Origin of the sequence: Pedobacter sp. WC2423 (assembly GCF_040822065.1) — a bacterium.
Taxonomy (GTDB): domain Bacteria; phylum Bacteroidota; class Bacteroidia; order Sphingobacteriales; family Sphingobacteriaceae; genus Pedobacter.
This window is the reverse complement of record NZ_CP162005.1, coordinates 4,256,344-4,281,426: the sequence shown is the minus strand read 5'-3', so window position 1 is coordinate 4,281,426 and position 25,083 is coordinate 4,256,344. Positions and strand designations below refer to the sequence as shown.

The window sequence follows — 25,083 nt, the reverse complement described above, 5'->3', positions numbered from 1 at the left end:
TAATCATACTCCGGATTTTTTTATTACAGAATTTTAAAAATTAATATCGGTCATTCTAACAAAAGTCTTTTTAAGATTGAACGTTTTAACCATTTTTACTTTTGGGGAACCATCCTTAGGTACAATATCAAAACTAATTCTTACTGCAGTTTGCCATTGACCCGGCTCGGCCTCTTTTTTATGATTACTAAAATTACGATAAAATATTGCTTCGCGATCCCTTCCTGGCACATTATCGGGATTAACATAGACATTATCATTACCTGCCAATTCATGAGTTCCCCCATCTATATGGAAAGAAGGCGTAAAATCTGCCCCGCCTTCCACTAAGGGATTTATGATTAATAGCTCTTCATGTTTGTTTTCTATATCAGCAATCTTTAAAAGTGCGGGATTGAATACTAGTTTATCCATTGGGAGATTCTCAGGACGAAATGAAAACTTAAACCTTGCAGGATGCTCATAATGATAAGTTGAGTTTCGATGATAATATTGAGCAACAACTTCAGGAGAATCCAGTAGATTAAACACACCCATTGTTTCGTTATAATTTGGATTTGGGCCACTTGCTGTTTGTGAATTAGATTGACCAGGAAGAACCAAAAATGGATTGCTTATTCCTATGCTGTTGGTTGCTGTACCTTGCAAACTTATTTTAGTATCCATTTTTAAGTGTACCTGTTGGCTGTTTGAACTGCTGCCACCAGCCAATCCACTAAAAAAACCTACAATTTTCCCGGAAAGAAGATTACTTATTGCTGTCCCTACACCATTTAAAAAAGTTTTTCCTTCTGTACTGGCAGTACCAGCCAGTTTATTTACTGCAGAGGCACTTGCGAATGTAAGCCCGGCCTGCGTAACATTATTTAGAATTGACAAAACGTCCCCGTTAGAAGGAGTCGTAATCTGCCCCTCAATTGCGCCAGTCTGACTACCATTCAAACTCAGATTAGTAATATTTAATGTTTTTGTATTCCATTGAAGACCGAAGGCAGGATAAGTTGTTTTTTCAGTATTAGGATCATATGCTATCTCATAATCCATACCCACCCAATTTCCAAGCAAATTAATTTGTTGATTATTTGTTTTTGCAAATCCAGGTGTGTTGGTACCAGCACTAACAACAGATCCACTTTCAAAATTTAACATCTGAGAGTTACCTGATCCAAAAAGACTTAAGCCATGAACAATTTGGGAAGTTGCAGTTGCCGTCCCTGGTGGAATGTATAAATAAAAACGTAACAATCCCCTATATTTATTATATAAAGCAAAATACAACCCTCCAGGTTTATTAATTGTTGGAGAGGTTACATTATCAAACGAATTATAGACGAGTTCCCAGCCATCAGCCTTTTTATAATCCCCGACAATTCCTGCATCTATCCCCCCAACCGCACCTTGCCAGGGCATAGGAACAACATTTGCCGGAAGAGACGGCATATAAGTTGCTGACTCCCAATCAAATAAAAATGGAGGAATAGCCTCTGTTTTAGCTTTATCTTTAGAAATTCCAGGCACTACCAGATCCTGCTTTTTACAGGCGCCTAATAATGAAGTAAAAGTTAAAAAAGCAATTAATGCTTTTGACGTAAAATTTAGATTTCTTTTCATAATATAATTTTATGTCGTTAAAATTCCATATAATTGCATCATATCGCAACAATGATGCATATAGAAATAATGCCTGAAAGGAAAGTTGTTAAATCAGAGACAAATAAGACCCTTAAGCGGATAGGTTCCTACTTACAATATATTCGTCAAAAAAAAGGGATTAAACAGGAGTTCTTAGCCCAGAAACTAGCGGTGACTTCGTCTTATATCAGCAAAATTGAAAATGGTAAAACTCAAATTTATCTAACTACGTTTATAAAATATTGTATAGTTCTCGACGTAGCTACTAGTGATGTTCTGAAAGAAATTGGTCAGCTTTCAAATTTTCTATAATACTTATTCTGTTATTGGTAGATATCTTCGAAATAATGAATAGCCAGTGATTTTAAAAGTAATTCCTGCTCCATCATGGCAAAGGAAGGAACTTGTTTCACCAATTTCCAATGTGGCCATCCATCCTGATCCAGACCTTCAAGTTCATAAAATCCCATTTCACTCATTAAACGGCAGGTGGCAATATGCATCAGCTCTTCTTTTTGACGTTTGCTGTACTTACCCGGCCCTTTGCCGAGTTCCTGAACACCTATCAGGAATAACATTACCTTTAAGTCAGGTATATCTGAATCAAATTCCTCAGCAATCTTTTGCTGTAGAACTTTCCATTTTGCGTGAATTTCTGCGGGCTTCATAGCGCAAAGATAAAAAATATAAGAACCTGCCTCTTATTTATTGAATAAATACAAAGTCTGAAGCGATTTATGACAATATTATTAAAACATCGATTTCTGAATTGACTAATTTAGCTACCTAAATAGAGCAATTGATGATTAAAGTAATCCCGACCGGCCTGATAGCTTACGGCATGTCCGGCATGATGCCTTACCTGATCTTAATCGCCGCATTTATAATCGCGTTATATTTTATATTCCGCAACAAGAAACCTAAACAGACTGTTCAAAATATAATGCATGAAACTGACCGGCAGATCTTGTTAAGTCAGGTAGCCTATTATCAGCATTTAGATCAGAATGACCGGTTAAAGTTTGAGCAAATGCTCCTGGACTTTTTAAGTGATGTCCGCGTGGAAGGAATAGATCTTGTTCCTGATGCTACAGATCGTTTATTAATTGCATCAAGTGCAATAATTCCGGTTTTTGGGTTCGGACAATGGAAGTATCAGAATCTCCATGCTGTAATTTTATACCCTGATACTTTTAATAAAGACTTTCAGTTTGAAGGCGGTGACCGGAATATTCTGGGAATGGTTGGTACGGGTTATATGAATGGCCAGATGATTTTATCGCGTTCTGCATTATTGGAAGGATTTTCTATCAGTACAGACAAGGAAAACACCGCTATTCACGAGTTTGTACACTTACTGGATAAATCGGATGGGGCAACGGATGGTATTCCTGAAAACCTGATGCCACATCAGTATATTATTCCATGGGTAAAAATGATTCACCAGGAAATCAGCAGGATTGAGGCTGGAAAATCAGATATCAATCCTTATGCGGTAACGAATGAAGCCGAATTCTTTGCGGTAGTGTCAGAGTACTTCTTTGAAAAGCCAGCGCAGTTCAAGGAAAAACATCCTGAATTATATGAAATTCTCGCCACAACTTTTTCACAGGATCTGGTAAAGAAATAAATGGAGAACCTGCCCGGGCAGGTTCTTATAAACTTTATAATCCGCCTAATAGAGCAACTGTAAATTCAGCAGGCACTTCCAGGTGAGGAATATGGCCGCTGCCATCAAATTCAATCAGCTTAGCGTTCGGTATCTTCGCTGCAATCTGTTTTCCCAACACTTTGTACTGTCCGTGAAGCGCTTGCTGCTGAGGGCTTAATAAGCCTTTACCGACAATCGTTTTATCTTCTTTACCAATAAACAGAATGGTAGGCACCGTAATATTCTGGAATTCATAAACAACCGGCTGTTCGTAGATCATAGTAAAAGTCATCGCCGCAACTTTTGCCCATCGTGCGTAATCCGAACTGAAAGTTACTCCCGCAGCAATCCTGACCAATTCATCATATTCTGGTTTCCATACGGTAAAGTAAGAGCTTTGATAGTATTTTTTGATACTTTCTGCTGTAGATTTCAGTTCTGTTTTGTATTGTTCTTCTGTAGTTACATAAGGGACAAAGGCACGGTAATCTTCCAGCCCGATCGGATTTTCCAACAAGAGTTTTTCTGTAGTTTGCGGATACATCAGGGCAAACCTGGTGGCCAGCATTCCACCCATTGAATGTCCAAGGACATTTGCTTTCTGGATTCCTAAAGTATCTAACAATGCTTTATTCCAGCGTGCCAGCTGATGAAAACTGTAATGAATAAAGGGTTTAGAAGATTTACCAAACCCAATCTGATCAGGGACAACAACTCTGAACCCTCTGCTGGTTAAGGCCTTGATTACGTTTGTCCAGTAATATCCTCCAAAGTTTTTACCATGAAATAAGACAACTGTTCTGCCATTTGCATTTTGCACAGGCGCAATATCCATATAGGCCATCTTGATATCTTGCCCTTCGGTATGGATAGGAAAGTATTTTACCGGATAAGCGTATTTTACATTCTCGAGGGTAATAGACAGTGTATCTGCTTGTTGCGCAGATGCAGATAAAAACAAACAAAATAAAAGGATTGCTGGCAGCAGTATTTTCTTGAACATATAATCTCAATCGTTTAGTACCTGAAAACAAAACAGGAATTCGAAAGTTCTAAAACTAACGATTATTTTACAAGAAAACCCCGTTCCTTAACAGGAAGCGGGGTTTCATTACAAAAGTGTGTGTTATTTGTGGTGTGTTGTGTGCTATTTTTTCAAAGTAAATGGAAGAGTTACACCAAAAGTGACACTGCGGCCCATATTGTAAATACCCAGTGTCTGGTCTTCATCACTTAGTCTTCCAGGTTTAAAACGGCTCAAATGGTCATAATAAGCTTTGTTCAATAAGTTCTTACCAGCTACGTAAATTGTGATATCCTGGTTTTTGCTTAATTTCAAAGTTGTTCCGATTGATGCGTTTAATAAAGTATAACCTGAGGTTGGCTGCTCAAAACTATCAATCTTAGTTTGCTTAAAGTAGTTATCAATTCCTACAGAAACATAAGAATGAGAAGTACCTGCAACAGTTGGTTCAAAACGCAGTTCGTTATGTAATGTAGCTGCAGGAATAAATGGAAGCGATTGTTTAGTGGTACGGTTTGTTGCCCTGGTATAAGAGAATCCATTTTCAAAGTGGATAAAACTAACCGGATGTAAAGTTAACGAGGCTTCTATTCCACGTAAAAAGGCATTGTTCTGTACGAAGTTATAAACAGGGAAGTCCCTGCCGTCTACAGTTTTGGTTGTGCCGTCAGTATTATAATAAATATAGTTATTGATATAATTAGCGAAACCTCCTAAGCTTGCGCTTACGTATTGGTTCTGATAATCAAAAGAAGCATCAAACTGGTAACTCTGCTCAGGCTTAAGGTTTGGATTACCTATTTCATAGCGAAATACGCCTTCATGTACACCATTAGAAGCCAATTCTGCAATATTCGGGGCTCTGAAAGCACTTCCGGCATTCGCTTTAAAACTAAAAGCTTCATTAAACTCATGGGTATAACCTAATGCCCCTGTGATATGAGAGAATTTATTGCTGAACGCAGGATAGTCTGAATTTCCATGAAATTCTTTGCCTGTCATTTTTCTATAGTCAAAACGAATACCTGCATTGAAGGTATCATCATCCCATGTCTTTTTAACAAAAGCAAAACCACCAATCGCCTGGGTATCAAAATTTGGAATTAACTGATCACTACCCGTAGTATTCAAGCTATGGATATATTCCCCAGATACACCAGCAACTGGTGCCCAGCCATTAAACTCCTTAAATGAATATTTCAAATCATAACTATAAGTATAACTATTCAGGAACAATGCTGGTCCTTCCCCGGCCGTCTCTAATTCTCTTCTTAAATTATGCTGATAACCCAAGGTAGCTTTTAAACTTCCCTCACCTAAAAGAATATTACTATTTAAAGCAATTTTATAATGGCGAACATCCTGTTTAGGGTAAGCCAGTGTTCTGTCTTTATTTTGTGCGTCAGAAAAAGGATTATTATCTTCATCCACCAACTGACCTGCATCATTTCTTTTAGGATTATAAAAGCCAATATTGGTACGAAAAACAGAAGCGTCTAAATGGGCATATCCCCATTTCTTGTTCAGTCCAACCTGTCCTTCAAAGTTAGTTTCGTTGAAACCTGAATTAGGGACATATTCAGTAGGTGTTTTATAGGAATAAGCATTTTTATAAGATCCGCGTACTTTATAGATTAATCCATTTTCATTTCCCTGCAACATTAATGAATTGCCGGTCATTCCATTATTAGTAGAATAGTTAGTCAGAAATTCGCCTCTTAAAGTACCTTCTGGAGCTGGTAATCCATCAAGAATATTGATAACCCCACCCAGGGCATCAGAACCATACATTAAACTTGCAGGGCCTCTTAAAACTTCTACACGGTCAGCACTATACTGATCGATTTCAATTCCATGTTCATCTCCCCATTGTTGTCCTTGTTGTTTAACACCGTTACTCAAAGTAACCACACGGTTATAACTCAGTCCACGGATTACTGGTTTTGAAATTGCCGGTCCTGTGGTGATTTGAGATACACCTGGTACACGCGAAATCGCATCAATCAGGTTTGTAGATGGATGATATAATAAATCTGCTTTACTTACTGTAGTAACAGAGGTAGAGTTTTTGCGGTTATCTGAGCTGGATGCAGAACCTGTAATCACCACTTCTCTGCCTTCGATAACGCTTGGCTGTAAAGCAAACTCAAGGTTTCCGGGGTTAGAAAAATCTATTGATTGTGTGATTGTTCTATAACCTATATAACTAATCTGAACAAGGAAACGACCATGTGCAGGTACATTTTTGAAGGTAAATTCTCCATTTTGATTAGTAATTGCAGAGGTGCGTAAATCAGGAATAGTAATAGAAGCACCTGGTAATGGTGTTTTAGTCTGAGCGTCAATAATTTTACCTTTAAATTCAGCTACATCAGCCGCAAATGTGCTGGTGAAAATAAAAGCAGATAGTAGTACAACTAAAAATAGATGTATCTTTTTCATATGTCTGTATAATGTTTTTTACACGAAGCTTTCCTGAGCTGAGGCCCATTCAGGTTTCCTGATCAAATGTGTATTTGTCTTTTTTTGATAAAATTGCCCGAAGCCATCAGGGTAAAACCCATCAGTGTCCTTGCAATAAATTTAGAATTGTCTTTAAACCCGGGCTGCAGGGGGGCCGCGGAGAGCGGTACTGATTAATGCAGTATAACTGGCACTGACCAAAGCATAGTTTTTCACTATGGATTTACTTTCTAATATAACCTGATAAGTTACAACGGCTGTAAAATAGTCCTTTTCAAAATGTGCAGAACAAATCAGACAGTTGTGTCGTTCACTGCCCACATGAAATTTATGCAAACATTCTTTACCTTCTTTAACGCAATAGTCTGGCTGCTCTTCATGGTGATGAAGAGAGCTCCAGGGCGTAAGTGCAATGGCGAAAACCATAAGCAATAACGTCGCGAAAATCCGGTTGATATGTAAGCGTCTGTTGTTCAATTAGGAACAAAAGTAATCAAATCTGCACAATTCAGGTAATCTCGACGTAACATTGCTTTGATCAGGAATAAATAGCTTGTCTATTTACCAGGCCGATATGTCATCCAAATGCCTTTATTCGGTCAAAGACTGTTTGATTACCGCAATTAAAAAACTATTCTAAGCTATAAATCGTTATTTAAAGAAAAAGATATGGCAACGTCTCAACAAATCAGAACTGCTTACATAGATTATGTATTAACGCAGGACGAAAAACCCAAATCAGTTTACAGTTTCGTGAAAAAATTAAAGATTTCAGAAGCTGAGTTTTACGAATTCTACAGTTCTTTCGAAAGTATTGAAAAAATGATCTGGGCAGAGCTTACGGTCGAAGCAATCAGTGCTATTCAGCAGCAGGAAGTCTGGGCGCAGTATTCCTCAAGAGACAGAATGCTTTCGTTCTTTTATAGTTATACAGAACTGTTAAAAAAACACAGAAGTTTCATAGTATATAGTCTTAAAAGTCATCAGGACAGGTTTAGTACGCCAAAGGTTTTATCTGGTGTGAAACCCATTTTCGAAAACTTCGCAGAAGAACTGATTAATGAGGGACTGGAAACGGGAGAACTGGCAGACCGCAAATTTTTAACCAAAAGGTATAAAGATGCACTTTGGATTCAGTTTGCTTTTATCTTGAATTTTTGGGTAAATGATGACAGCACTGACTTTGAAAAAACGGATGAAGCTATTGAAAAAGGAATCAATGTGACTTTTGATTTATTTCAGCGTTCTCCGATTGATAACCTTTTAGAGTATGGTAAGTTCTTATCCAGAAATGGAAAATTTGCAGAAAGCAGGGGTAGACAATAACATGGAACAAAACAGTATTCCAACAACTAAAACAGAGCGCTCTGCTAAATTTGTTAAAACAGGTTTTCAGATTGGCGGAAATTATATCAAACATTATTCTAAGAAGCTTTTCAATCCGCAGTTAGGCAGAGATGAGCTCAATGAGGATAACGCGACTGACATTTATAAATCCCTGAGTGAGCTGAAAGGAAGTGCTTTGAAAATTGCACAAATGCTCAGTATGGATAAAAATATCCTTCCAAAATCGTATGTAGATAAATTCACGCAGTCACAATATAATGCGCCGCCACTTTCAGGGCCGCTTATTGTCCGGACCTTTACCAAGAATTTTGGTAAACCACCAGAAGCTATTTACGATAAATTTAATTTGGTTTCTACCAATGCAGCCTCTATCGGACAGGTTCACGAAGCAGAGTTGAATGGGAAAAAGCTAGCCGTTAAAATTCAGTATCCTGGTGTCGGAGATAGTATTTCTTCGGATTTGAAATTAGTAAAACCTTTTGCTTTCCGTTTATTGGGAATGAGCGAAAAAGAACTCAATATTTATATTAAAGAAGTAGAGGAACGTTTGTTGGAAGAAACGGATTATGAGCTGGAAGTTCGCCGCTCTATTGAGATTACTGAAGCTTGCAAAGGTTTGAACAATGTGGTGTTCCCTATTTATTATCCTGAACTTTCGGGTAAAAGGATCATTACAATGGACTGGATTGAGGGCTTGCATCTTAAAGAATTTCTTCAGACCAATCCTTCTCAGGAACTCAGAAATAAAATCGGGCAGGCTTTATGGGATTTTTATAATTTCCAGCAGCATGAGCTGAGGGCTGTACACGCAGACCCCCATCCCGGAAATTTCATGATTACACCACAGGAGAAATTAGGAGTCATAGATTTTGGCTGTATTAAAGAATTACCTGATGATTTTTACATTCCATTCTTTTCGTTGATTTCTTCTGATGTGATTCAGGATAAAAATAAAACTATCGAAGCTTTCAGAAAGCTCGAAATGATACATCCGGATGATGATGCTGTACAAATTGAGTTTTATTATAAAGCTTACCTCGAAATGATACAGTTATTTGCTAAACCCTATACGAGTAAAACTTTTGACTTCAGTCAGCCTGAGTTTTTTGCCCAGTTGTATGCTTTTGGCGAGAAGATCGCTAAAATGCCAGAGTTTAAACAGGCCAGAGGGGTAAAACATTTTATTTATGTGAACCGTACAAATTTTGGTTTATATACGATTTTACAGGAATTAAAAGCCTTTATCAACACAGATACTTACAATCCGCATACGGTATGAAAGTCCTGCTGACCGGAGCTAACGGTTATATTGGCACCAGATTATTACCTGTTCTGCTGGAACAGGGACATGAGGTCGTTTGTATGGTTCGTGATCAGCGCCGTTTTGCAGAAGAGTCTGATTTTGATGATCAGGTGAAGATTATTACTGCCGATTTACTACAGCCGGAATCTTTGATTCATATACCTGAAGATATTGACGCGGCCTATTACCTGGTTCATTCTATGTCTTCAGGCAATCAGAAGTTTGCTGAGCTGGAAGCTGAATCGGCTATGCATTTTGTAAATGCGATAAAAAAGACAAAATGCCGTCAGCTGATTTACCTGACCGGGATTGCCAATGATGCGCATCTTTCGGTACATTTAACTTCCCGGCTTTCTGTAGAGGATGAACTTAAAAATTCGGGCATTGCTTTTACCATTTTACGGGCAGCTATTATTATCGGATCAGGCAGTGCTTCTTTTGAGATTATCCGTGATCTTGCGGAAAAATTACCTGTTATGGTCGCACCCAAATGGGTCAATACCAGGTGCCAGCCCATTGGCATTCGTGATGTACTGGGTTATCTGACCGGAGTAATAATGAATGAAAAAGCTTTTAACCAGATTTTTGATATTGGCGGCCCTGATATCCTGACTTACAAAGAAATGATTCTTCAGTATGCAGTTTCCAGAAATCTGAAGCGCTGGATACTCACCGTTCCTGTATTAACGCCAAGATTATCTTCGTTATGGCTTTATTTAGTAACTGCTGTCCCTTATTCTTTAGCGAGAAGCCTGGTTGACAGCATGAAAAATGAGGTGATCTGTAAAGATCAACGGATCAAAGAAATTGTTCCGGGCCCCTGTTTTACTTATAGAAAAGCATTAAAACTGGCTTTTGAAAAAATTGAACAGCATTCGATTGTTTCGAGTTGGAAAGATGCTTTAAACAGAGGTTATCTGAACACTTCATTTATGGATCAGGTTAAAGTCCCTCAAAATGGCACGCTGGAATACAAGGTTAAAATGCCTTTTAAACGAGAACCAGAAGAAGTTTTCGAAAACATCTGGAACATTGGAGGAGTCAGGGGCTGGTATTATGCAGACTGGCTTTGGAATTTAAGGGGATTTATTGATAAATTATTTGGGGGTGTCGGCACACGAAGAGGGCGCACCAATAGTGTTTCTATACATGCAGGTGATGTGATTGATTTCTGGCGCGTATTGCTTGCTGATAAGAAAAATGCGAGGCTTTTGCTTTATGCAGAAATGAAGGTGCCAGGAGAAGCGTGGCTTGAATTCAAAGTGATCAATTATCGCGGGGAGTCATTTTTGTCACAAATCGCAACTTTCAGGCCTTCGGGCTTATGGGGAAGAATTTATTGGTATGCCATGTTTCCCTTTCATCTGTTCCTTTTTAAAGGTATGGCCAGGCAAATTACCACCTACATTTCAAAGACAGCAATATAATTTTAAAAGACAAAGGTATAGTCGCCACAACTATACCTCTGCTAACCTATAAACTTGTATATAAGACGTAAATGAATCGAAAAGGTTTCAAAGCATTTCTATTTATTTTTCAACCTTTTCACATGCTATCCGGAATAACCTCAGCCAATTCGTATTACCGCTTAGAATTATGCATATATTAGTGTTGTCCAAAGACAGGACATCATCTATTCTTATGAAAACGAACGAAAACCTTATTCATCATTTTTATACTTGTTTCAAGAACAAAGATTTTAAGGGCATGCAAGCTTGTTATGCAGATAATGCCACTTTTAGTGATACCCTATTCAGAAATCTCGATGCTGCACAGGTACGCAGTATGTGGGAAATGCTGATTAAAAGCGGCAAAGATATGCGTGTAGAATACAATCATGTTCAGGCAGACGAAAAAACAGGCACTGCTGAATGGGTGGCGCATTACACATTTTCAGCTACCGGCAAAAAAGTGGTCAACAGGGTTAAAGCTTCTTTCGTTTTTGAAAATGGAAAGATTGTTCAGCATGAAGATCATTTTAGCTTCTATAAATGGTCAAGTCAGGCTTTGGGTTTACCAGGCATTTTATTGGGCTGGACAGACTTTCTTAAAAACAAAGTAAGTAAACGGGCGGCCGAAAACCTTCGTTTATATATTGCGGCCAATAATTAAACATAAAAAACAGAAGTTATGAACTCAATACTTACCATCGCTATGACACTGATCGTATCCGGATCTTTCGCACAGCTCAAACCTGTTGCTTACCAGGATGGACAACAGCAATTAAAGGGACTCGTGATTTCACCAGTCAAAACCACGCAGAAAAAAGCAGGCATACTCATTCTTCCGGCATGGAAAGGAATAGATAACCATGCTAAAGAAACAGCTGTAAAACTAGCTGGTCTGGGCTATTACGCCTTTGTGGCTGATATTTACGGGGAAGGCCATTATCCGAAAGATGCAAAAGAAGCTGGTCAGCAATCGGGTTATTATAAAAAGAATGTGGCTGCTTATCAGCAAAGAATTAAGCTTGCTTTACAACAGTTAATTAAAGCTGGTGCTGATCCATCGAGAATCATTGCGATTGGTTATTGCTTTGGTGGCACAGGGGTTCTGGAAGCTGCAAGAGCTGACTTTCCTGTTAAAGGGGTGGTTTCTATTCATGGCGGCCTTGCGCAATATGCGGGTGAAAGAGCCGTAAATCCTATTCATACCAAGGTATTGGTTTTACATGGCGCGGATGATCCATCCATGACCAGCGAGCAGGTATTAGGTTTTCAGCAGGAAATGAGAACTGCCAAAGCCGACTGGCAAATGATTGAGTATGCAAATGCTGTACATGCCTTTACTGACCGTGATGCGGGCAATGACAATTCCAAAGGCGCAGCTTATAATGAGCTGGCCTCGAAAAGATCATGGAAACATATGTTGTTATTTTTCGATGAAATATTAGCCAATTAACTGGCTAATATTTCTGCTTTAAGTAGCTCTATAATGGCAGCAGCAGTGATTTTCTGCTGTTCGCCTGTATGCATATTTTTAAAAGTCAATATACCGCTTTGCAATTCATCGCTTCCGATCAGGATCACATAAGGAATTGATTTGGCATCTGCATAACTCATTTGCTTTTTAAGTTTTGCCGAAGATGGATAAAGTTCTGCAGCGATATCTGCAGCTCTTAATTGTTGTAATAAAGGTAAAGCGTAAAGTTCTGATGCTGCATCAAAATTACTGATCAGTACTTTTGTTCCGGCAGCAGCAGATTCCGGAAACAGGTTTAATTCTTGCAATACGTCATAGATACGGTCAGCTCCGAAAGAGATACCTACTCCTGTCAGTCCTTTTAATCCAAACATTCCAGTCAGGTCATCATAACGGCCACCCCCACAAATGCTGCCCATTGCTGCTTCATTGGTTTTCACCTCGAAGATACAGCCGGTATAGTAATTCAGGCCACGGGCCAGCGTAATATCCAGTTCCAAATCCGGCTGTTTCAGATCGCTGTTTTTCAACAGTCCCTGTACATAAGTAAATACGGTTTCGATTTCAGCTATTCCTTTTAATCCAACTTCTGAAGTTGCGAGCACCTCTTTTAAACGGTCTAGTTTTTCTGCATTGGTTCCTTCTAAAAGGATTACTGGTTTTAACCGGGTAATATCATCTTCGGTAAAGCCTCTTTCCAGCAGTTCTTTAGTTACCCCTTCAAAACCGATCTTATCCAGTTTATCAATGGCAACGGTCATGTCGATAATCAGTTCAGGTTTACCGATGATTTCAGCAATTCCCGAAAGGATTTTACGGTTATTCAATTTAATGGTAAAGTCAGTCATTCCCAGGTTACAAAGGGCTTCCTGGTAGATCAGCACAAATTCTGCTTCGTTCAACAGGCTTTCTGAACCAACAACATCTACATCACACTGATAAAATTCACGGTAACGCCCTTTTTGAGGTCTGTCAGCTCTCCATACAGGCTGGACCTGGAAACGTTTGAAAGGAAGAGCTATATCATTCTGGTGCATCACCACGTAGCGTGCAAAAGGTACAGTCAGGTCGTAACGTAATGCTTTCTCACTAATCGATGAAATCAGTGCATTAGAATTTAAAGTGCTTAAATGAGCTGCATTTGCTTTAGAAAGGTAATCTCCTGAGTTCAGGATCTTAAAAATTAATTTATCGCCTTCATCACCGTATTTACCAGTCAGGGTAGAAAGGTTTTCCATTGAAGGAGTCTGTATTTCAGCATAACCATATTTCCTGAATACCTTTTTGATAGTATCGAATATGTAATTACGTTTCACCATTTCCTGAGGTGAAAAATCACGGGTTCCTTTTGCTAAAGACGGCTTAATGTTTGACATGGGGGCAAAAGTACAAAAAGTAGCACGCATAAAAAAAGCTGCCGGAGCAGCTTTTTAAATATTTCAATATTATTAAACTAATAATCTTACTGGTTCTTCTAATAATGCTTTGAATGTTTGCAGGAATGCAGCACCTGTAGCGCCATCTACCGTACGGTGATCACAGCTCAAAGTAACTTTCATTACATTTCCAGGAACAACAGCACCATTTTTAACTACTGGTACTTGTGAAATTCCGCCTACTGCAAGAATACAAGAATCAGGTGTATTAATAATCGCTGTAAATTCATCAATACCGAACATACCTAAGTTAGATACGGTGAAAGTTGAACCTTCCCAGTCCGAAGGCTGAAGTTTTTTAGCTTTTGCACGTTGTGCGAAATCTTTAACTTCAGCTGAGATACGTGATAGTGATTTTCCATCAGCAAAACGTACTACAGGAACTAATAATCCGTCTTCAACAGCAATAGCTACACCTACGTTAACATGCTCATTGTAACGGATTTTATCTCCTAACCATGAAGAGTTTACGTTTGGATGTTGTTTTAAGGCAACAGCTACCGCTTTGATCACTAAATCATTGAATGAAAGTTTAACCGGAGAGAATTCATTCATCTTTACACGTGCAGCCATCGCAGCATCCATATCAATACTCATCGTAAGATAGAAGTGCGGTGCAGTGAATAAGCTTTCAGATAATCTTTTCGCGATTACTTTACGCATTTGAGAAACTGGTTTCTCTGTATATTTTTCTTCGCCGATATACTGCGCAAGAACTGGTGCCGGTTTCTCAGCAGATGCAGGAGCTGAAACAGCTTCTGTACCTTTTGCAGCCGCAGCAGCAGGCTTGAAGTTTTCAATATCTTTTTTAATGATACGGCCACCATCAGCACTACCTGCAACCTGTGCAAGATCTATACCTTTTTCTTTTGCAATTCTTTTAGCTAAAGGAGAAGCTTTCAGGCGTGAACCATCAGCTGTATGTGTTTCTTCCTGTGCTTCTGCCGGAGCATTAACAGCAGCTTCTTTAACAGGAGCATCTGCCTGATCAGCAGCTGGTTTATCTGCAGCTGGTTTTGCCGGAGCATCACCCTGGTTTAAGATACCGCTGATATCAAATCCTTCAGGACCTACGATCGCAATGATACCGTTTACTTTCGCAGCAGCACCTTTTTCTACCCCAATATGTAATAAAGTTCCATCTGCATAACCCATTACTTCCATAGTCGCCTTATCGGTTTCTACATCAGCAAGGATATCATCATTTTTAATTTTATCACCTACTTTTTTATGCCATTCAGCAATTACGCCTTCAGTCATGGTATCGCTTAACAATGGCATACGTACTACCGTTACTCCTTGTTTTTCCAGATCAGCATCAGTTACCGCAGCACCTTTTGCTTCAGCTTTCGGAGCTTCTTCAACAGGTTTTTCTTCAGCAGCTTTTTCCTCTTTTGCCGGTGCAGCAGCACCTTCTGCGTCAAGAGCAGCTTTATAATCTTCGCCTTCTTTACCAATAACTGCAATTACAGCATCAACAGGAACAGCTTTACCTTCTTCTACACCAATAAAAAGGATGGTGCCATCCCAGTAGGATTCCAGATCCATAGTCGCCTTATCGGTTTCTACTTCTGCCAGAACATCTCCACTTTTAACTTTATCGCCAACTTTTTTATGCCACTTCGCCATTACCCCTTCGGTCATGGTGTCGCTCATTTTGGGCATCTTAACTACTTCAGCCATTCTATAATATCAATTGAAAATAGGTTGTAAAATTAATCTTGGATATATGGATAGTCTTGTTGCACATAAACATCAGTATATAGTTCTGATGCTTCAGGCCATGGTGACTCTTCAGCAAATTTCACAGACTCATCCACGATCTGTTTCACTTTAGCTTCAATTTCTTCAATCCAAGCCTGATCAGCATACTTTTCGTTCAGAATAGTTTCTCTTACTGATTCAATCGGATCTTTAGCTTTATATTCTTCTAATTCGTCTTTAGTACGATATTTAGCAGGGTCAGACATCGAATGTCCACGGTAACGGTAAGTTCTCATTTCTAAGAATGTTGGTCCTTCACCATTACGTGCACGCTGAGCTGCTTCATCCATTGCGTTGTGAACAGCAACAGGGTCCATTCCGTCAACCGGAGCACATGGCATATCAAATCCTAAACCGATTTTGTAAAGATCTAACATGTTAGTCGTACGTTCTACAGAAGTTCCCATTGCATAACCATTGTTCTCACAAACAAAGATTACAGGAAGTTTCCATAACATGGCCATATTGAAGGCTTCATTTAATGCGCCCTGACGAACAGCACCATCACCCATATAGCAAACGTTAACATTTTTAGTCCCTTTATATTTTTCAGCAAATGCAATACCTGCACCTAATGGAATCTGACCACCCACGATTCCGTGACCACCATAAAAATTATGTTCTTTGCTAAACATGTGCATTGAACCACCTTTACCTTTGGAACAGCCGGTAGCTTTACCGTACATCTCTGCCATTATACTGTTTGCACTTACACCTTTCGCCAAAGCATGAGCGTGATCACGATAAGCGGTAATCATAGAATCTTCAGGTTGTAATGCAGAAATCGCTCCGGCAACAACAGCTTCCTGACCGATGTATAGATGACAAAAACCACGGATTTTCTGTTGTCCGTAAAGTTGACCAGTTTTCTCTTCGAATTTACGCATTAGTAACATCGACTCAAACCACTTCAGATAGGTATCCTTATTAATTTCTACTGCACTCATTTTTGGCTATTGATTTTTATTTATGAGAGCAAATCTACTTTTTTATTGTAATATATCGAAGGATTAGTGTAAAATGCATGTGAGCAATGACCGTAAAATGTTAATAACTCATACATTTCATCAAAATACATTTGGATAACATATCTTATTTACATAGTTTTGACAACCTGACAATAAGCCTTAGCTGGTGTACGTTTAAGTGCAAGTGCCTATTACCCAAACTTAACAGTGTAACATGATAAAAAAATTTTTGTTTTCTGCCCTTATTGCTTTGTGCAGCGTGACTGCTTTAAACGCGCAAACTAAAACAAAAGAAACCAACAAATTAGAGGATCCTGATAACTTAGCTTCCCAATATTTCTCCCAGGTTATGGGTATCGCAGTCGACGCGACATCTAACGTTAAGCTCTACAAATTCATTTATGAATGGATAGGAACACCTTACCGGTTTGGAGGAAATACCAAGAAAGGAATTGATTGTTCAGCGTTTACCAAGGCGATTTACGACAAAGTTTTCAACACTACATTGTTAAGAAATTCAAGAGACATCTTCAGCATGGTAGACCCGCTACCTAAAGATGAACTCAAAGAAGGAGACCTGGTATTCTTTAAAATCAGAAGTACAAGAATCACACATATCGGAATTTATTTAGGTGACAACCGCTTTGCTCATGCCTCTTCTTCAAGAGGAGTTGTAATCAGCAATTTAAACGAGCCTTATTATTCACGCTTCTTTTATAAGGGCGGCAGGATTCTTGAATCTGCTAAAAAAGATTTAATCGAAGAATAATATCTTCCATATTAATAGCTATACGATCCTTCTAAATTATTTTAGAAGGATTTTTTTATGAATGACAAGATGAACATAAAAATAACCGGCTTTATTCTGCTTGCTGTAATGACCAGCCTGATTTTACTGAGCTGCACAGGAAATGTGAATATGGCTGCTGAACAACACACAGCTGTTCAAAGAGATACGGCTTTAAGCTCAAAAAAGGATACACTGACCATTACCGCAGTTGGCGATATGATGCTGGGCTCTGCTTATCCCTCGAAATCTAATCTGCCTGCAGATGATGCAGTTGGAAGTTTTAAAAATGTAGCTTCTTTTTTAAAGGGAGATATTGTATTCGGGAATCTGGAAGGTTGTTTTCTGAACAGCGGGAAATCCACTAAGTGTAAGGATACCATTGGCAATAGCTGTTTTGCTTTCAGAATGCCGGAACGTTATGCAGGAATTTATAAGGAAGCGGGCTTTAATTTACTCAGTGTGGCTAATAACCATGTAGGGGATTTTGGCTGGAAAGGAAGAAAACGCAGTGCTGCAATTCTGGATTCACTGGGAATTAAGTATGCGGGCTTAACTTCTCATCCGTATACAATTTTTGAAAAGGACAGTGTTAAATATGGTTTCTGTGCTTTTGCGCCTAATGAAAATACAGTATCTATCAATCAGACAGATAGCGCAAAACAATTGGTTGCTTTCCTCAAGAAACAGGTCGATATTGTAATTGTTTCTTTCCATGGTGGTGGCGAAGGTGCAAGATTTGAACATGTACCAAGAGCAAATGAGATCTTTTACAAGGAAAACCGGGGAAATGTTTATGCGTTCGCACATGCCGTAATTGATGCCGGTGCCGATATTGTACTGGGACAAGGGCCTCATGTTACACGCGCAGTTGAGGTTTACAAAAATAAGTTTATTGCCTATAGTCTTGGAAACTTCTGTACTTATGGAATGTTCAGTTTAAAAGGCCCCAATGGATTTGCTCCGCTTTTACAGGTTAAGATCAATGGCAAGGGAGACTTTCTATATGCTGATGTAATTTCTGTAAAACAGGACAAAGTTCACCGTCTTACTTTAGATACAGCACAAACTGCTTTTAAGAAAATTGTTTCTTTAACAGCTGCTGATTTCCCTGGCCATCGTCTGAAGTTTACTGACCAGCAGATCCGGATGGAGGACTAAGCCTCATCTTTTGTATTTTTAATCAGCCCGATACCTGAGAAAAAGAAGATTATGCTAATTACCGCAGAAACTACAAGTTCACGTGTCATCATTGTATGTTTTACAAATCCAATACCCGCGTAGATCAGGCCAATAATGCCAAGGATAGTTAAGATTGTACCGAAAGTTCTTTTTACGTTCATGATGATTAAGTTAATTCAAATCTTCTTATACAATATCTGTGCCCGGAGTCTTTAAGTACAGGAAGATTCGCATATGATAGTTATTCCGTATCTTGAAAAAGTTTAACTTATTTAATTATTAATCATGAATTACGCCATGTACATTTTTTTCTTCTTTGTCCTGATCGTGCTCTTTAGCTCTTTTGTAACGGTAAAGCAAGGTACAATTGCAGTTGTTACGGTCTTTGGAAAGTATAGACGCCAGTTAAGACCAGGACTGAATTTTAAAATTCCGCTTATTGAGGTTATCCATTCCAGGATCTCTATACAGAACCGTTCAGTGGAGTTATCTTTCCAGGCAGTGACGCAAGATCAGGCCAATGTATATTTTAAGGCCATGCTGCTTTATTCGGTATTGAATCACGATGAAGAAACGATTAAGAACGTCGCTTTTAAGTTCGTAGATGCAACCAATCTGATGCAGGCACTGATTCGTACCATTGAAGGTTCGATCAGAGCTTATGTAGCGACTCAAAAACAGGCTAATGTTTTAGCGCAGCGAAATGAAATTGTAATGCATGTAAAGGAACAGATTGATATTGTTTTGGAATCATGGGGTTATCATTTACAGGATCTGCAATTAAATGATATTACTTTCGACGATGAAATTATGCGCTCGATGAGTCGTGTAGTAGCTTCGAATAACCTTAAAGCTGCTGCCGAGAATGAAGGACAAGCTTTATTAATTACAAAAACCAAGGGTGCTGAGGCTGATGGTAATGCCATTAAAATCGCTGCAGCAGCCGAACGTGAGGCTGCGCAATTGCGCGGGCAAGGTATTGCTTTATTCAGGGCTGAAGTTGCTCATGGGATGACTAAAGCAGCACAGGAAATGGAACAGGCCAACCTGGATATCTCCGTGATCCTGTTTACCATGTGGACTGAATCTATCAAGCATTTTGCAGAAAATAGTGATGGTAATGTGATTTTCCTTGATGGTTCTACTGATGGGATGAACAAAACCATGAAAGAAATGATGGCTATGCAAGTACAGAAGCCCAAAAATTAAGATCCATAAAAAAGGGCTGCTCAGATTGGACTGCCCCCAAAAGTTTAGACAAATTTAGTTATTAGATTTGTTATAATGAGCCCGATATTCCATCGGGCTCATTCCGTTTAAGTTCAATTTTATTCGTTCCTTGTTGTAGTACCAGATATAGTCATTTATATCTTTTTTGAGCTGATCTGTCGATTCATATTCATTTAAGTAGAAGAGTTCCGATTTTAAGGTTCCGAAAAAGTTTTCAATTATAGCATTATCTAAGCAATTACCTTTTCTGGACATACTTTGGATAATCCCATTTGCTTTTAGCAGTTGCTGATACTTTGGCATCTGGTATTGCCATCCCTGGTCAGAATGCAAGACTAACTGAGAAGTATTCCTAGCTTGTGGTAATACTTTTTTGAGCATGTCCAATACTCCCTTGAAAACCGGCCTGTCAGTGAGTTCATAGCTGATAATCTCCTGATTGAACAGGTCTATTATTGGAGAGAGGTACAATTTCTTTCCCTTGACTTTGAATTCTGTAACATCTGTGGCCCATTTTTGCATAGGTTGGTTAGCCTTGAAATTCCTATTAAGGATATTTGGAGCTATTTTCCCTAGCTTGCCCCTATAAGACCTGTATTTTTTTATCCTGATCAGGCTCTTCAACCTCATTTCTCCCATCAATCTAAATACAGTCTTATGGTTAATAGCCATTCCGACCCGTTTCAGTTGCAAGGTAATGCGCCGATAGCCGAAGCGACCTTTATGGGCATGATAGACCTTGTTGATCTGGATCTTGACCTGTTCGTATTTATCAGGCAAACTGGCCTTCTTAGAATAATAATAAAATGTACTTCTTGCCATGCTAATACAATTCAACAGGGTATCCAGGTCGAACTGATGCCTTAGTTCCATTATGGCTTGCGCTTGTTTTCGGCTTGAACTAAGGCCTGGAGCTTTTTTAGCAGGGCATTCTCTGCACGTAAATATTCATTTTCCCGTAAAAGCTCTTCCTCACGGGTAAGTGGCCTATCCGATTTTCTCGGTTTTCGCTTGTTTGCTGGATTCTCCTTATATGCCATCGGTAGTCTTCCTTTAGGTCGCGGTTCTAGTCCAGATGATCCAAACTTCTCAAATCGTTTCTGCCATTCGATAATTCCCGCATCACTTGAAAGCCCAAAACGTAGCACCGCCGCTCTCAAAGATAACTTTTCTTCACGAATTGACTTCAGGACTGCTAGCTTAAAGGATGGACTAAAAACTCTTTTCCCCTTTCTGGGAAGTAATCCAGGAGCTCCCAGATGCTCGTATATCCTAAACCAATCTTCGAAAAGAGAATAAGTAATCCCGTATTCCTCACCCAGAGATTTTGCAGAACGATAATGTTCCGACATCTGCTTCACACAGTATAACTTCAATTCAAAACTGTGTCTGTTTTTCTTTTTCATAATAATGCCCCCAGAAAGTGTCTAACTTTTTGGGGGCATTGCAGATTAATCTGAGCAGCCCTTTTTTATATTTATACCTTAAGCTTATGGCTTAAGCTGAATAAAATCTCCCATCACTCTCAGACTTTCATCCTGGAAAAAGTCAAAATCTTCATTCTTCTTGATCTTGTCTCCTTTTTTAACTGGTGGCAGACCTCTTGAAGCTCTCAGTTTATTGGTTTTTTCCAGCGATTTAGCTTCCAGGCTATCTCTTTCTGCTTTCAGTTTACCTTCATTTAAAGTAACAGAGGTTTCCTGATCACGTTTCTTCATATCAGCAATTCCCTGAATCAGCACCTTATAATCCAGCGATTTTTCCATTCTTGCCTCATGCAGTTTAATCAGTTCTGGTTTCACAGTGGCTAAGTTAGCAACTGCTATAAAGTTAGATTTTTGAACCTCATCCCATGGCAATGCCGATGTTTCAGTGTCTTCTCCTATTTTATCCATTGGATAGAAAGATGGCAGTGTAATATCAGGCATTACTCCTTTATGCTGTGTACTGCTACCGTTTACACGATAGAATTTAGCCATAGTCAGATTAATCTGTCCAAGCTGAGGAGTATCTTTTCCTCCTTTGATAGTTAAACCAGAACCTGGAGCACCTTTCTGTACTAAACTTGCCAGGCGTTGCAGAATAGAAGGATTAACCAGTTTGTTTAAGTCAATAGAAGATTGAACAGTACCTTTACCATAGGTTTGTGTACCAATAATAATTCCTCTTCCGTAGTCCTGAATCGCTCCTGCAAAGATCTCTGATGCCGAAGCACTCAAACGATCTACCATCACTCCAAAAGGACCAGACCAGGCAACCCCCGGATGTTCGTCATTGCTAACCTCTACATTTCCTTTTAAATCTTTCACCTGAACTACAGGGCCTTTATCTATAAATAATCCGGTTAAATCAATTGCTTCTAATAATGATCCGCCTCCATTTGCACGAAGATCCATCACAATCGCATCAACTTTATCCTTATTTTTCAGGGTATCAATTAATAGTTTTACGTCACGTGTTGTACTTTTATAATTCGGATCACCTGCATTAGCTGCTTTAAAATCTGCATAGAATGCCGGAACACTGATAATCCCTATTTTGTAAGATTTACCATTGGACTCAATAGTTTTGACTTCTTTTTTAGCAGACTGATCTTCCATCACGATTTTCTCTCTGGTCAGTTCCACGATTACTGGTTTAGAAGACATATCCTGACCTACAGGAATAATTTTCAACCTTACTTTAGTGCCTTTAGGTCCTTTTATTTTGGCGACAGAGTTATCAATTCTCCATCCGATAATATCTTCGAATTCTCCTGTCGCCTGTCCTACGGCAACAATTCTGTCACCAGAGTTTAGTAGTTTACTTTTAAAAGCCGGGCCGCCAGGAATGACCTCAGAAATTTTCAGTATATCATTTTCCAATTGCAGACGTGCACCGATTCCTTCAAAAGAACGTGCCATATCTTCATTAAACTGAACAGCTTTAGCCGGATTAAAATAATTAGTGTGCGGATCAATGGTTTCTGTAAAAGCATCCATGATCATCTGAAATACATCCTGATTATTCAATTTAGAGGACTGTGATTTCAGATTCTGATATCTTTTGGTCAGTGTTTCTACATTTTTAGCTTCAGCAGTACCTGCAATCTTTAAATTAATCAGTTCATATTTAACTCTCTTTTTCCAGATATCATTTAAGGCCGCTGTAGAAGTTACCCATGGCATTTTCTCTCTGTCAAATACATAAGTATCATTCTGGTTGAAATCATATTTGTCTTTGATATGTGCCATTGCATAATTCAGCGTCTCATTATATCTTTTAGAATAAACGTTGAAAATATAGAATGGAGCACTCAGGTCCCCTGCTCTGAAAGCGTCGTCCAATGTAGTACGGAATTGCTCAAAATCTTTAATGTCTGAAGCCAGAAAATAACTTCTGTATGGATCCAGTGCCTTGATATATTTATCAAGCACAAGAGAGGAAATAGAATCGTTTACTGTTAGTTTCTTATAGTTATAGTTCTCTATAAGTGCCACGATTTCCTTGCATACCAAACTCTGCTGCTCATCAGGCTTAATATTAGGGATACCTTCAACCAACTGTTGTGGTTTCGGAGCGGCCGAGCAGGCAAGTACAGCGGCGGTGAAGGTTACCAGTAATATTCTTTTTAACATCTCTTTAAATAATTTAAAATCCATTTTTTATAATAACAACCAATATGATACCAATTTCTCAAATAAACAGAAAAGAGACAGCATTATACTGTCTCTTTTCTGTAATCTTTACCAAAGATAATTAAATAGTATTCAATAAAATCTATATCAGCGTTTAATTATAAACACTAACACACACATAAACAGCATTTTTAACGGAAAGAAAATAAGAAGTGATTTTATTTTAATGTCGTCTTCTTTTCTGCAATAGAAGTTCTGGCCTGTTTAAATTGTCCTTTAAACTGATTTAAATTGGTCGTTTTAGCAAATAATTCTGCACGGTTGATATCTTTTAGTGCCAGAGAATATTCTTTTTTCTTCATTTTAACCTGTACAAGACCAAGTATAGAGTCAATATAAGCAGGGTTATTATTGACTTGCCTGGCTAAAATACCCTGTTGGGTAAAAAACCACATGGATTGTGTCAGCTTATTTGCCGCCAGATAAATTTTACCTAACTGGTTATAAGAAGCCATTTGTCCAACTCTGTTTCCAAAGCGCGAATAGGTTTTAAGTGCTACATTTAAAGTTACTTGTTCCGCTTCGGTATAGTGCTCCATCAGGTAATGAACATTGCTCAACCTTAACAGAGAAGCACCGTAACGGGAAAAATTCTTAGCATTATTATACTCAAAGGCAGCCTTTCCAAATAAGGTTATCGCCTCATTTAAATCACCGTTCTTTTCATTCTTCTCAGCCTGTTCAAAGTAGAAATCACCGTCTGCTCCAGATACAGCAATAGTGATCGAACCATTGTTTGAGAGTGGTTCTTGCTGAATAAAGGTATTTGTTTGTGCCATTGCTGACCCTGAGAATCCCAGACATAGCAAAGCGAAACAGAGTTTATACATATTACAAATATATATATATTTAGTTAAACACCTGTAAACTAACATCAAAAGAAGCCCATACCATATAAGGATGTGAATCAGTGTGGTAGACTTCTCCGGCTGCGGTAATACCAATTACTCCTGCAAAACCATTTATAGCTTTCAATTCCCGGAAAGATTTATCACAAGCTTCCTTTAAAGTAAAGCCGTCAGTAACCCTGGTTACAATCCTGGCTGATAGTGCTACACTCACAATATCTTCTCCTACTCCTGTACAGGAGATCCCGGCATATTCATTTGCATAGTTCCCGGCTACAGTTGCAGAATCACTAACCCTGCATGGAATTTCAAATCCTTTCCCTCCGGTAGAGGTCGCGGCTGCAAGATTACCAGCAGCATCCAGTGCTACACAACCCACGGTTCCTTTGTTATTCTGCTGATTAAGTTTTAATTCAAATTCGGCTAAGCGCTGAGGTATAATTGGATCAAAATAGGGGAATTTATGATTTCTGGCAAAATCTATTGCACCTTCTCCACTTAATACACTGTCTTCATAATTTAAGAGCAATGAAGCAATCCGGATAGGGTTCTGCACATCCTGAATATTAATTACTCCGGCAAATTTCTGCGTTTTTCCATCCATAATAGAGGCACTAAGTCTCACTTTACCATCACTCTGGATCTGTGAACCTGAACCTGCATTAAACAATATATTATCCTCCAGCAAATTAACTGCATAGGCTACTGTTTCCAGTGCGGTATGAGATTGCAGGTAGGTATGAGATAGTGAAGCAATTTCGGACAATGCGTCTTGCTTCGCTTTTTTAGTTTCCTGATTGGTGGAAGATTCACTAAAAAAACCACCGTGGATGATTAACTTCATACGAA

The 25,083-nt window shown here is 38.8% G+C and carries 24 protein-coding genes; 10 read left to right on the top strand and 14 right to left on the bottom strand.

What is annotated here, in order from left to right:
* Positions 1 to 33 precede the first annotated feature (33 nt).
* The gene (locus AB3G38_RS17875; RefSeq protein WP_367865171.1) at positions 34 to 1,611 is read right to left on the bottom strand and encodes a hypothetical protein; all 1,578 of its coding nucleotides are present in this window, start codon (positions 1,609 to 1,611) and stop codon (positions 34 to 36) included.
* A 51-nt stretch (positions 1,612 to 1,662) separates the two neighbouring features.
* Here AB3G38_RS17875 and AB3G38_RS17870 point away from each other — a divergent pair, with 51 nt between their 5' ends.
* The gene (locus AB3G38_RS17870; RefSeq protein ID WP_367865170.1) at positions 1,663 to 1,944 is read left to right on the top strand and encodes a helix-turn-helix domain-containing protein; all 282 of its coding nucleotides are present in this window, start codon (positions 1,663 to 1,665) and stop codon (positions 1,942 to 1,944) included.
* 11 nt (positions 1,945 to 1,955) lie between these two features.
* Here AB3G38_RS17870 and AB3G38_RS17865 read toward each other — a convergent pair whose 3' ends face one another.
* Positions 1,956 to 2,300, bottom strand: a complete 345-nt coding sequence (locus AB3G38_RS17865; RefSeq protein ID WP_068404193.1) for a hypothetical protein — start codon at positions 2,298 to 2,300, stop codon at positions 1,956 to 1,958.
* A 134-nt stretch (positions 2,301 to 2,434) separates the two neighbouring features.
* On the opposite strand from AB3G38_RS17865, the gene AB3G38_RS17860 reads away from it, so the two are divergent.
* Positions 2,435 to 3,262 (top strand): zinc-dependent peptidase, encoded by an 828-nt coding sequence (locus tag AB3G38_RS17860; RefSeq protein WP_367865169.1) that lies wholly within the window; start codon positions 2,435 to 2,437, stop codon positions 3,260 to 3,262.
* 34 nt (positions 3,263 to 3,296) lie between these two features.
* Here AB3G38_RS17860 and AB3G38_RS17855 read toward each other — a convergent pair whose 3' ends face one another.
* The 3 genes from AB3G38_RS17855 to AB3G38_RS17845 form a co-directional block, all read right to left on the bottom strand.
* Entirely contained in the window at positions 3,297 to 4,286 is a 990-nt protein-coding gene (locus tag AB3G38_RS17855) for an alpha/beta fold hydrolase (protein WP_367865168.1), read from the bottom strand.
* Between the two features lie 144 nt (positions 4,287 to 4,430).
* Positions 4,431 to 6,749, bottom strand: a complete 2,319-nt coding sequence (locus AB3G38_RS17850) for a TonB-dependent receptor (protein ID WP_367865167.1) — start codon at positions 6,747 to 6,749, stop codon at positions 4,431 to 4,433.
* Between the two features lie 153 nt (positions 6,750 to 6,902).
* Positions 6,903 to 7,247 (bottom strand): hypothetical protein, encoded by a 345-nt coding sequence (locus tag AB3G38_RS17845; protein ID WP_367865166.1) that lies wholly within the window; start codon positions 7,245 to 7,247, stop codon positions 6,903 to 6,905.
* Between the two features lie 192 nt (positions 7,248 to 7,439).
* Between AB3G38_RS17845 and AB3G38_RS17840 the strand changes: the two genes are divergently transcribed.
* From AB3G38_RS17840 to AB3G38_RS17820, 5 genes are all read left to right on the top strand, one after another.
* A complete protein-coding gene (locus AB3G38_RS17840; RefSeq protein ID WP_367865165.1) occupies positions 7,440 to 8,096 on the top strand; it encodes a TetR family transcriptional regulator C-terminal domain-containing protein in 657 nt (218 codons plus the stop codon).
* Positions 8,041 to 9,396 (top strand): ABC1 kinase family protein, encoded by a 1,356-nt coding sequence (locus AB3G38_RS17835; protein ID WP_367865164.1) that lies wholly within the window; start codon positions 8,041 to 8,043, stop codon positions 9,394 to 9,396. The genes AB3G38_RS17840 and AB3G38_RS17835 overlap by 56 nt, the downstream gene beginning before the upstream one ends.
* Positions 9,393 to 10,847 (top strand): SDR family oxidoreductase, encoded by a 1,455-nt coding sequence (locus AB3G38_RS17830; RefSeq protein WP_367865163.1) that lies wholly within the window; start codon positions 9,393 to 9,395, stop codon positions 10,845 to 10,847. Before AB3G38_RS17835 ends, AB3G38_RS17830 begins: the two co-directional genes overlap by 4 nt.
* Positions 10,848 to 11,061: 214 nt before the next feature.
* Positions 11,062 to 11,532, top strand: a complete 471-nt coding sequence (locus AB3G38_RS17825) for a nuclear transport factor 2 family protein (protein ID WP_367865162.1) — start codon at positions 11,062 to 11,064, stop codon at positions 11,530 to 11,532.
* Positions 11,533 to 11,550: 18 nt separating this feature from the next.
* Positions 11,551 to 12,321: a dienelactone hydrolase family protein gene (locus AB3G38_RS17820; protein WP_367865161.1), complete on the top strand. Its 771-nt coding sequence runs from the start codon at positions 11,551 to 11,553 to the stop codon at positions 12,319 to 12,321.
* Here AB3G38_RS17820 and hisS read toward each other — a convergent pair.
* The 3 genes from hisS to pdhA form a co-directional block, all read right to left on the bottom strand.
* The gene (hisS, locus tag AB3G38_RS17815) at positions 12,318 to 13,718 is read right to left on the bottom strand and encodes a histidine--tRNA ligase (protein ID WP_367865160.1); all 1,401 of its coding nucleotides are present in this window, start codon (positions 13,716 to 13,718) and stop codon (positions 12,318 to 12,320) included. The two genes, AB3G38_RS17820 and hisS, sit on opposite strands and share 4 nt — an antisense overlap.
* A 72-nt stretch (positions 13,719 to 13,790) precedes the next feature.
* A complete protein-coding gene (locus tag AB3G38_RS17810) occupies positions 13,791 to 15,461 on the bottom strand; it encodes a pyruvate dehydrogenase complex dihydrolipoamide acetyltransferase (RefSeq protein WP_367865159.1) in 1,671 nt (556 codons plus the stop codon).
* 32 nt (positions 15,462 to 15,493) lie between these two features.
* Positions 15,494 to 16,489, bottom strand: coding sequence for a pyruvate dehydrogenase (acetyl-transferring) E1 component subunit alpha (gene pdhA, locus AB3G38_RS17805; protein WP_068404218.1), 996 nt, complete (start codon positions 16,487 to 16,489; stop codon positions 15,494 to 15,496).
* A gap of 235 nt (positions 16,490 to 16,724) precedes the next feature.
* On the opposite strand from pdhA, the gene AB3G38_RS17800 reads away from it, so the two are divergent.
* Together AB3G38_RS17800 and AB3G38_RS17795 are read left to right on the top strand one after the other, a co-directional pair.
* Entirely contained in the window at positions 16,725 to 17,279 is a 555-nt protein-coding gene (locus AB3G38_RS17800) for a C40 family peptidase (RefSeq protein ID WP_041878629.1), read from the top strand.
* A 69-nt stretch (positions 17,280 to 17,348) separates the two neighbouring features.
* Positions 17,349 to 18,458, top strand: a complete 1,110-nt coding sequence (locus AB3G38_RS17795) for a CapA family protein (protein ID WP_367865158.1) — start codon at positions 17,349 to 17,351, stop codon at positions 18,456 to 18,458.
* On the opposite strand, the gene AB3G38_RS17790 is transcribed toward AB3G38_RS17795, so the two are convergent.
* Positions 18,455 to 18,640: a hypothetical protein gene (locus AB3G38_RS17790; RefSeq protein ID WP_367865157.1), complete on the bottom strand. Its 186-nt coding sequence runs from the start codon at positions 18,638 to 18,640 to the stop codon at positions 18,455 to 18,457. The two genes, AB3G38_RS17795 and AB3G38_RS17790, sit on opposite strands and share 4 nt — an antisense overlap.
* Before the next feature lie 124 nt (positions 18,641 to 18,764).
* Here AB3G38_RS17790 and AB3G38_RS17785 point away from each other — a divergent pair, with 124 nt between their 5' ends.
* Positions 18,765 to 19,688 (top strand): SPFH domain-containing protein, encoded by a 924-nt coding sequence (locus AB3G38_RS17785; protein ID WP_367865156.1) that lies wholly within the window; start codon positions 18,765 to 18,767, stop codon positions 19,686 to 19,688.
* 54 nt (positions 19,689 to 19,742) lie between these two features.
* Here AB3G38_RS17785 and AB3G38_RS17780 read toward each other — a convergent pair whose 3' ends face one another.
* The 5 genes from AB3G38_RS17780 to AB3G38_RS17760 all read right to left on the bottom strand — a co-directional run bounded on the left by AB3G38_RS17780 (position 19,743) and on the right by AB3G38_RS17760 (position 25,078).
* Entirely contained in the window at positions 19,743 to 20,582 is an 840-nt protein-coding gene (locus AB3G38_RS17780) for an IS3 family transposase (protein WP_367865122.1), read from the bottom strand.
* Entirely contained in the window at positions 20,582 to 21,061 is a 480-nt protein-coding gene (locus tag AB3G38_RS17775) for a helix-turn-helix domain-containing protein (protein WP_367864486.1), read from the bottom strand. The genes AB3G38_RS17780 and AB3G38_RS17775 overlap by 1 nt, the downstream gene beginning before the upstream one ends.
* A 138-nt stretch (positions 21,062 to 21,199) precedes the next feature.
* A complete protein-coding gene (locus tag AB3G38_RS17770) occupies positions 21,200 to 23,350 on the bottom strand; it encodes a carboxy terminal-processing peptidase (RefSeq protein ID WP_367865155.1) in 2,151 nt (716 codons plus the stop codon).
* 194 nt (positions 23,351 to 23,544) lie between these two features.
* Positions 23,545 to 24,216, bottom strand: a complete 672-nt coding sequence (locus tag AB3G38_RS17765; RefSeq protein ID WP_367865154.1) for a hypothetical protein — start codon at positions 24,214 to 24,216, stop codon at positions 23,545 to 23,547.
* A gap of 19 nt (positions 24,217 to 24,235) precedes the next feature.
* A complete protein-coding gene (locus AB3G38_RS17760) occupies positions 24,236 to 25,078 on the bottom strand; it encodes an isoaspartyl peptidase/L-asparaginase (protein ID WP_367865153.1) in 843 nt (280 codons plus the stop codon).
* Positions 25,079 to 25,083 lie beyond the last annotated feature (5 nt).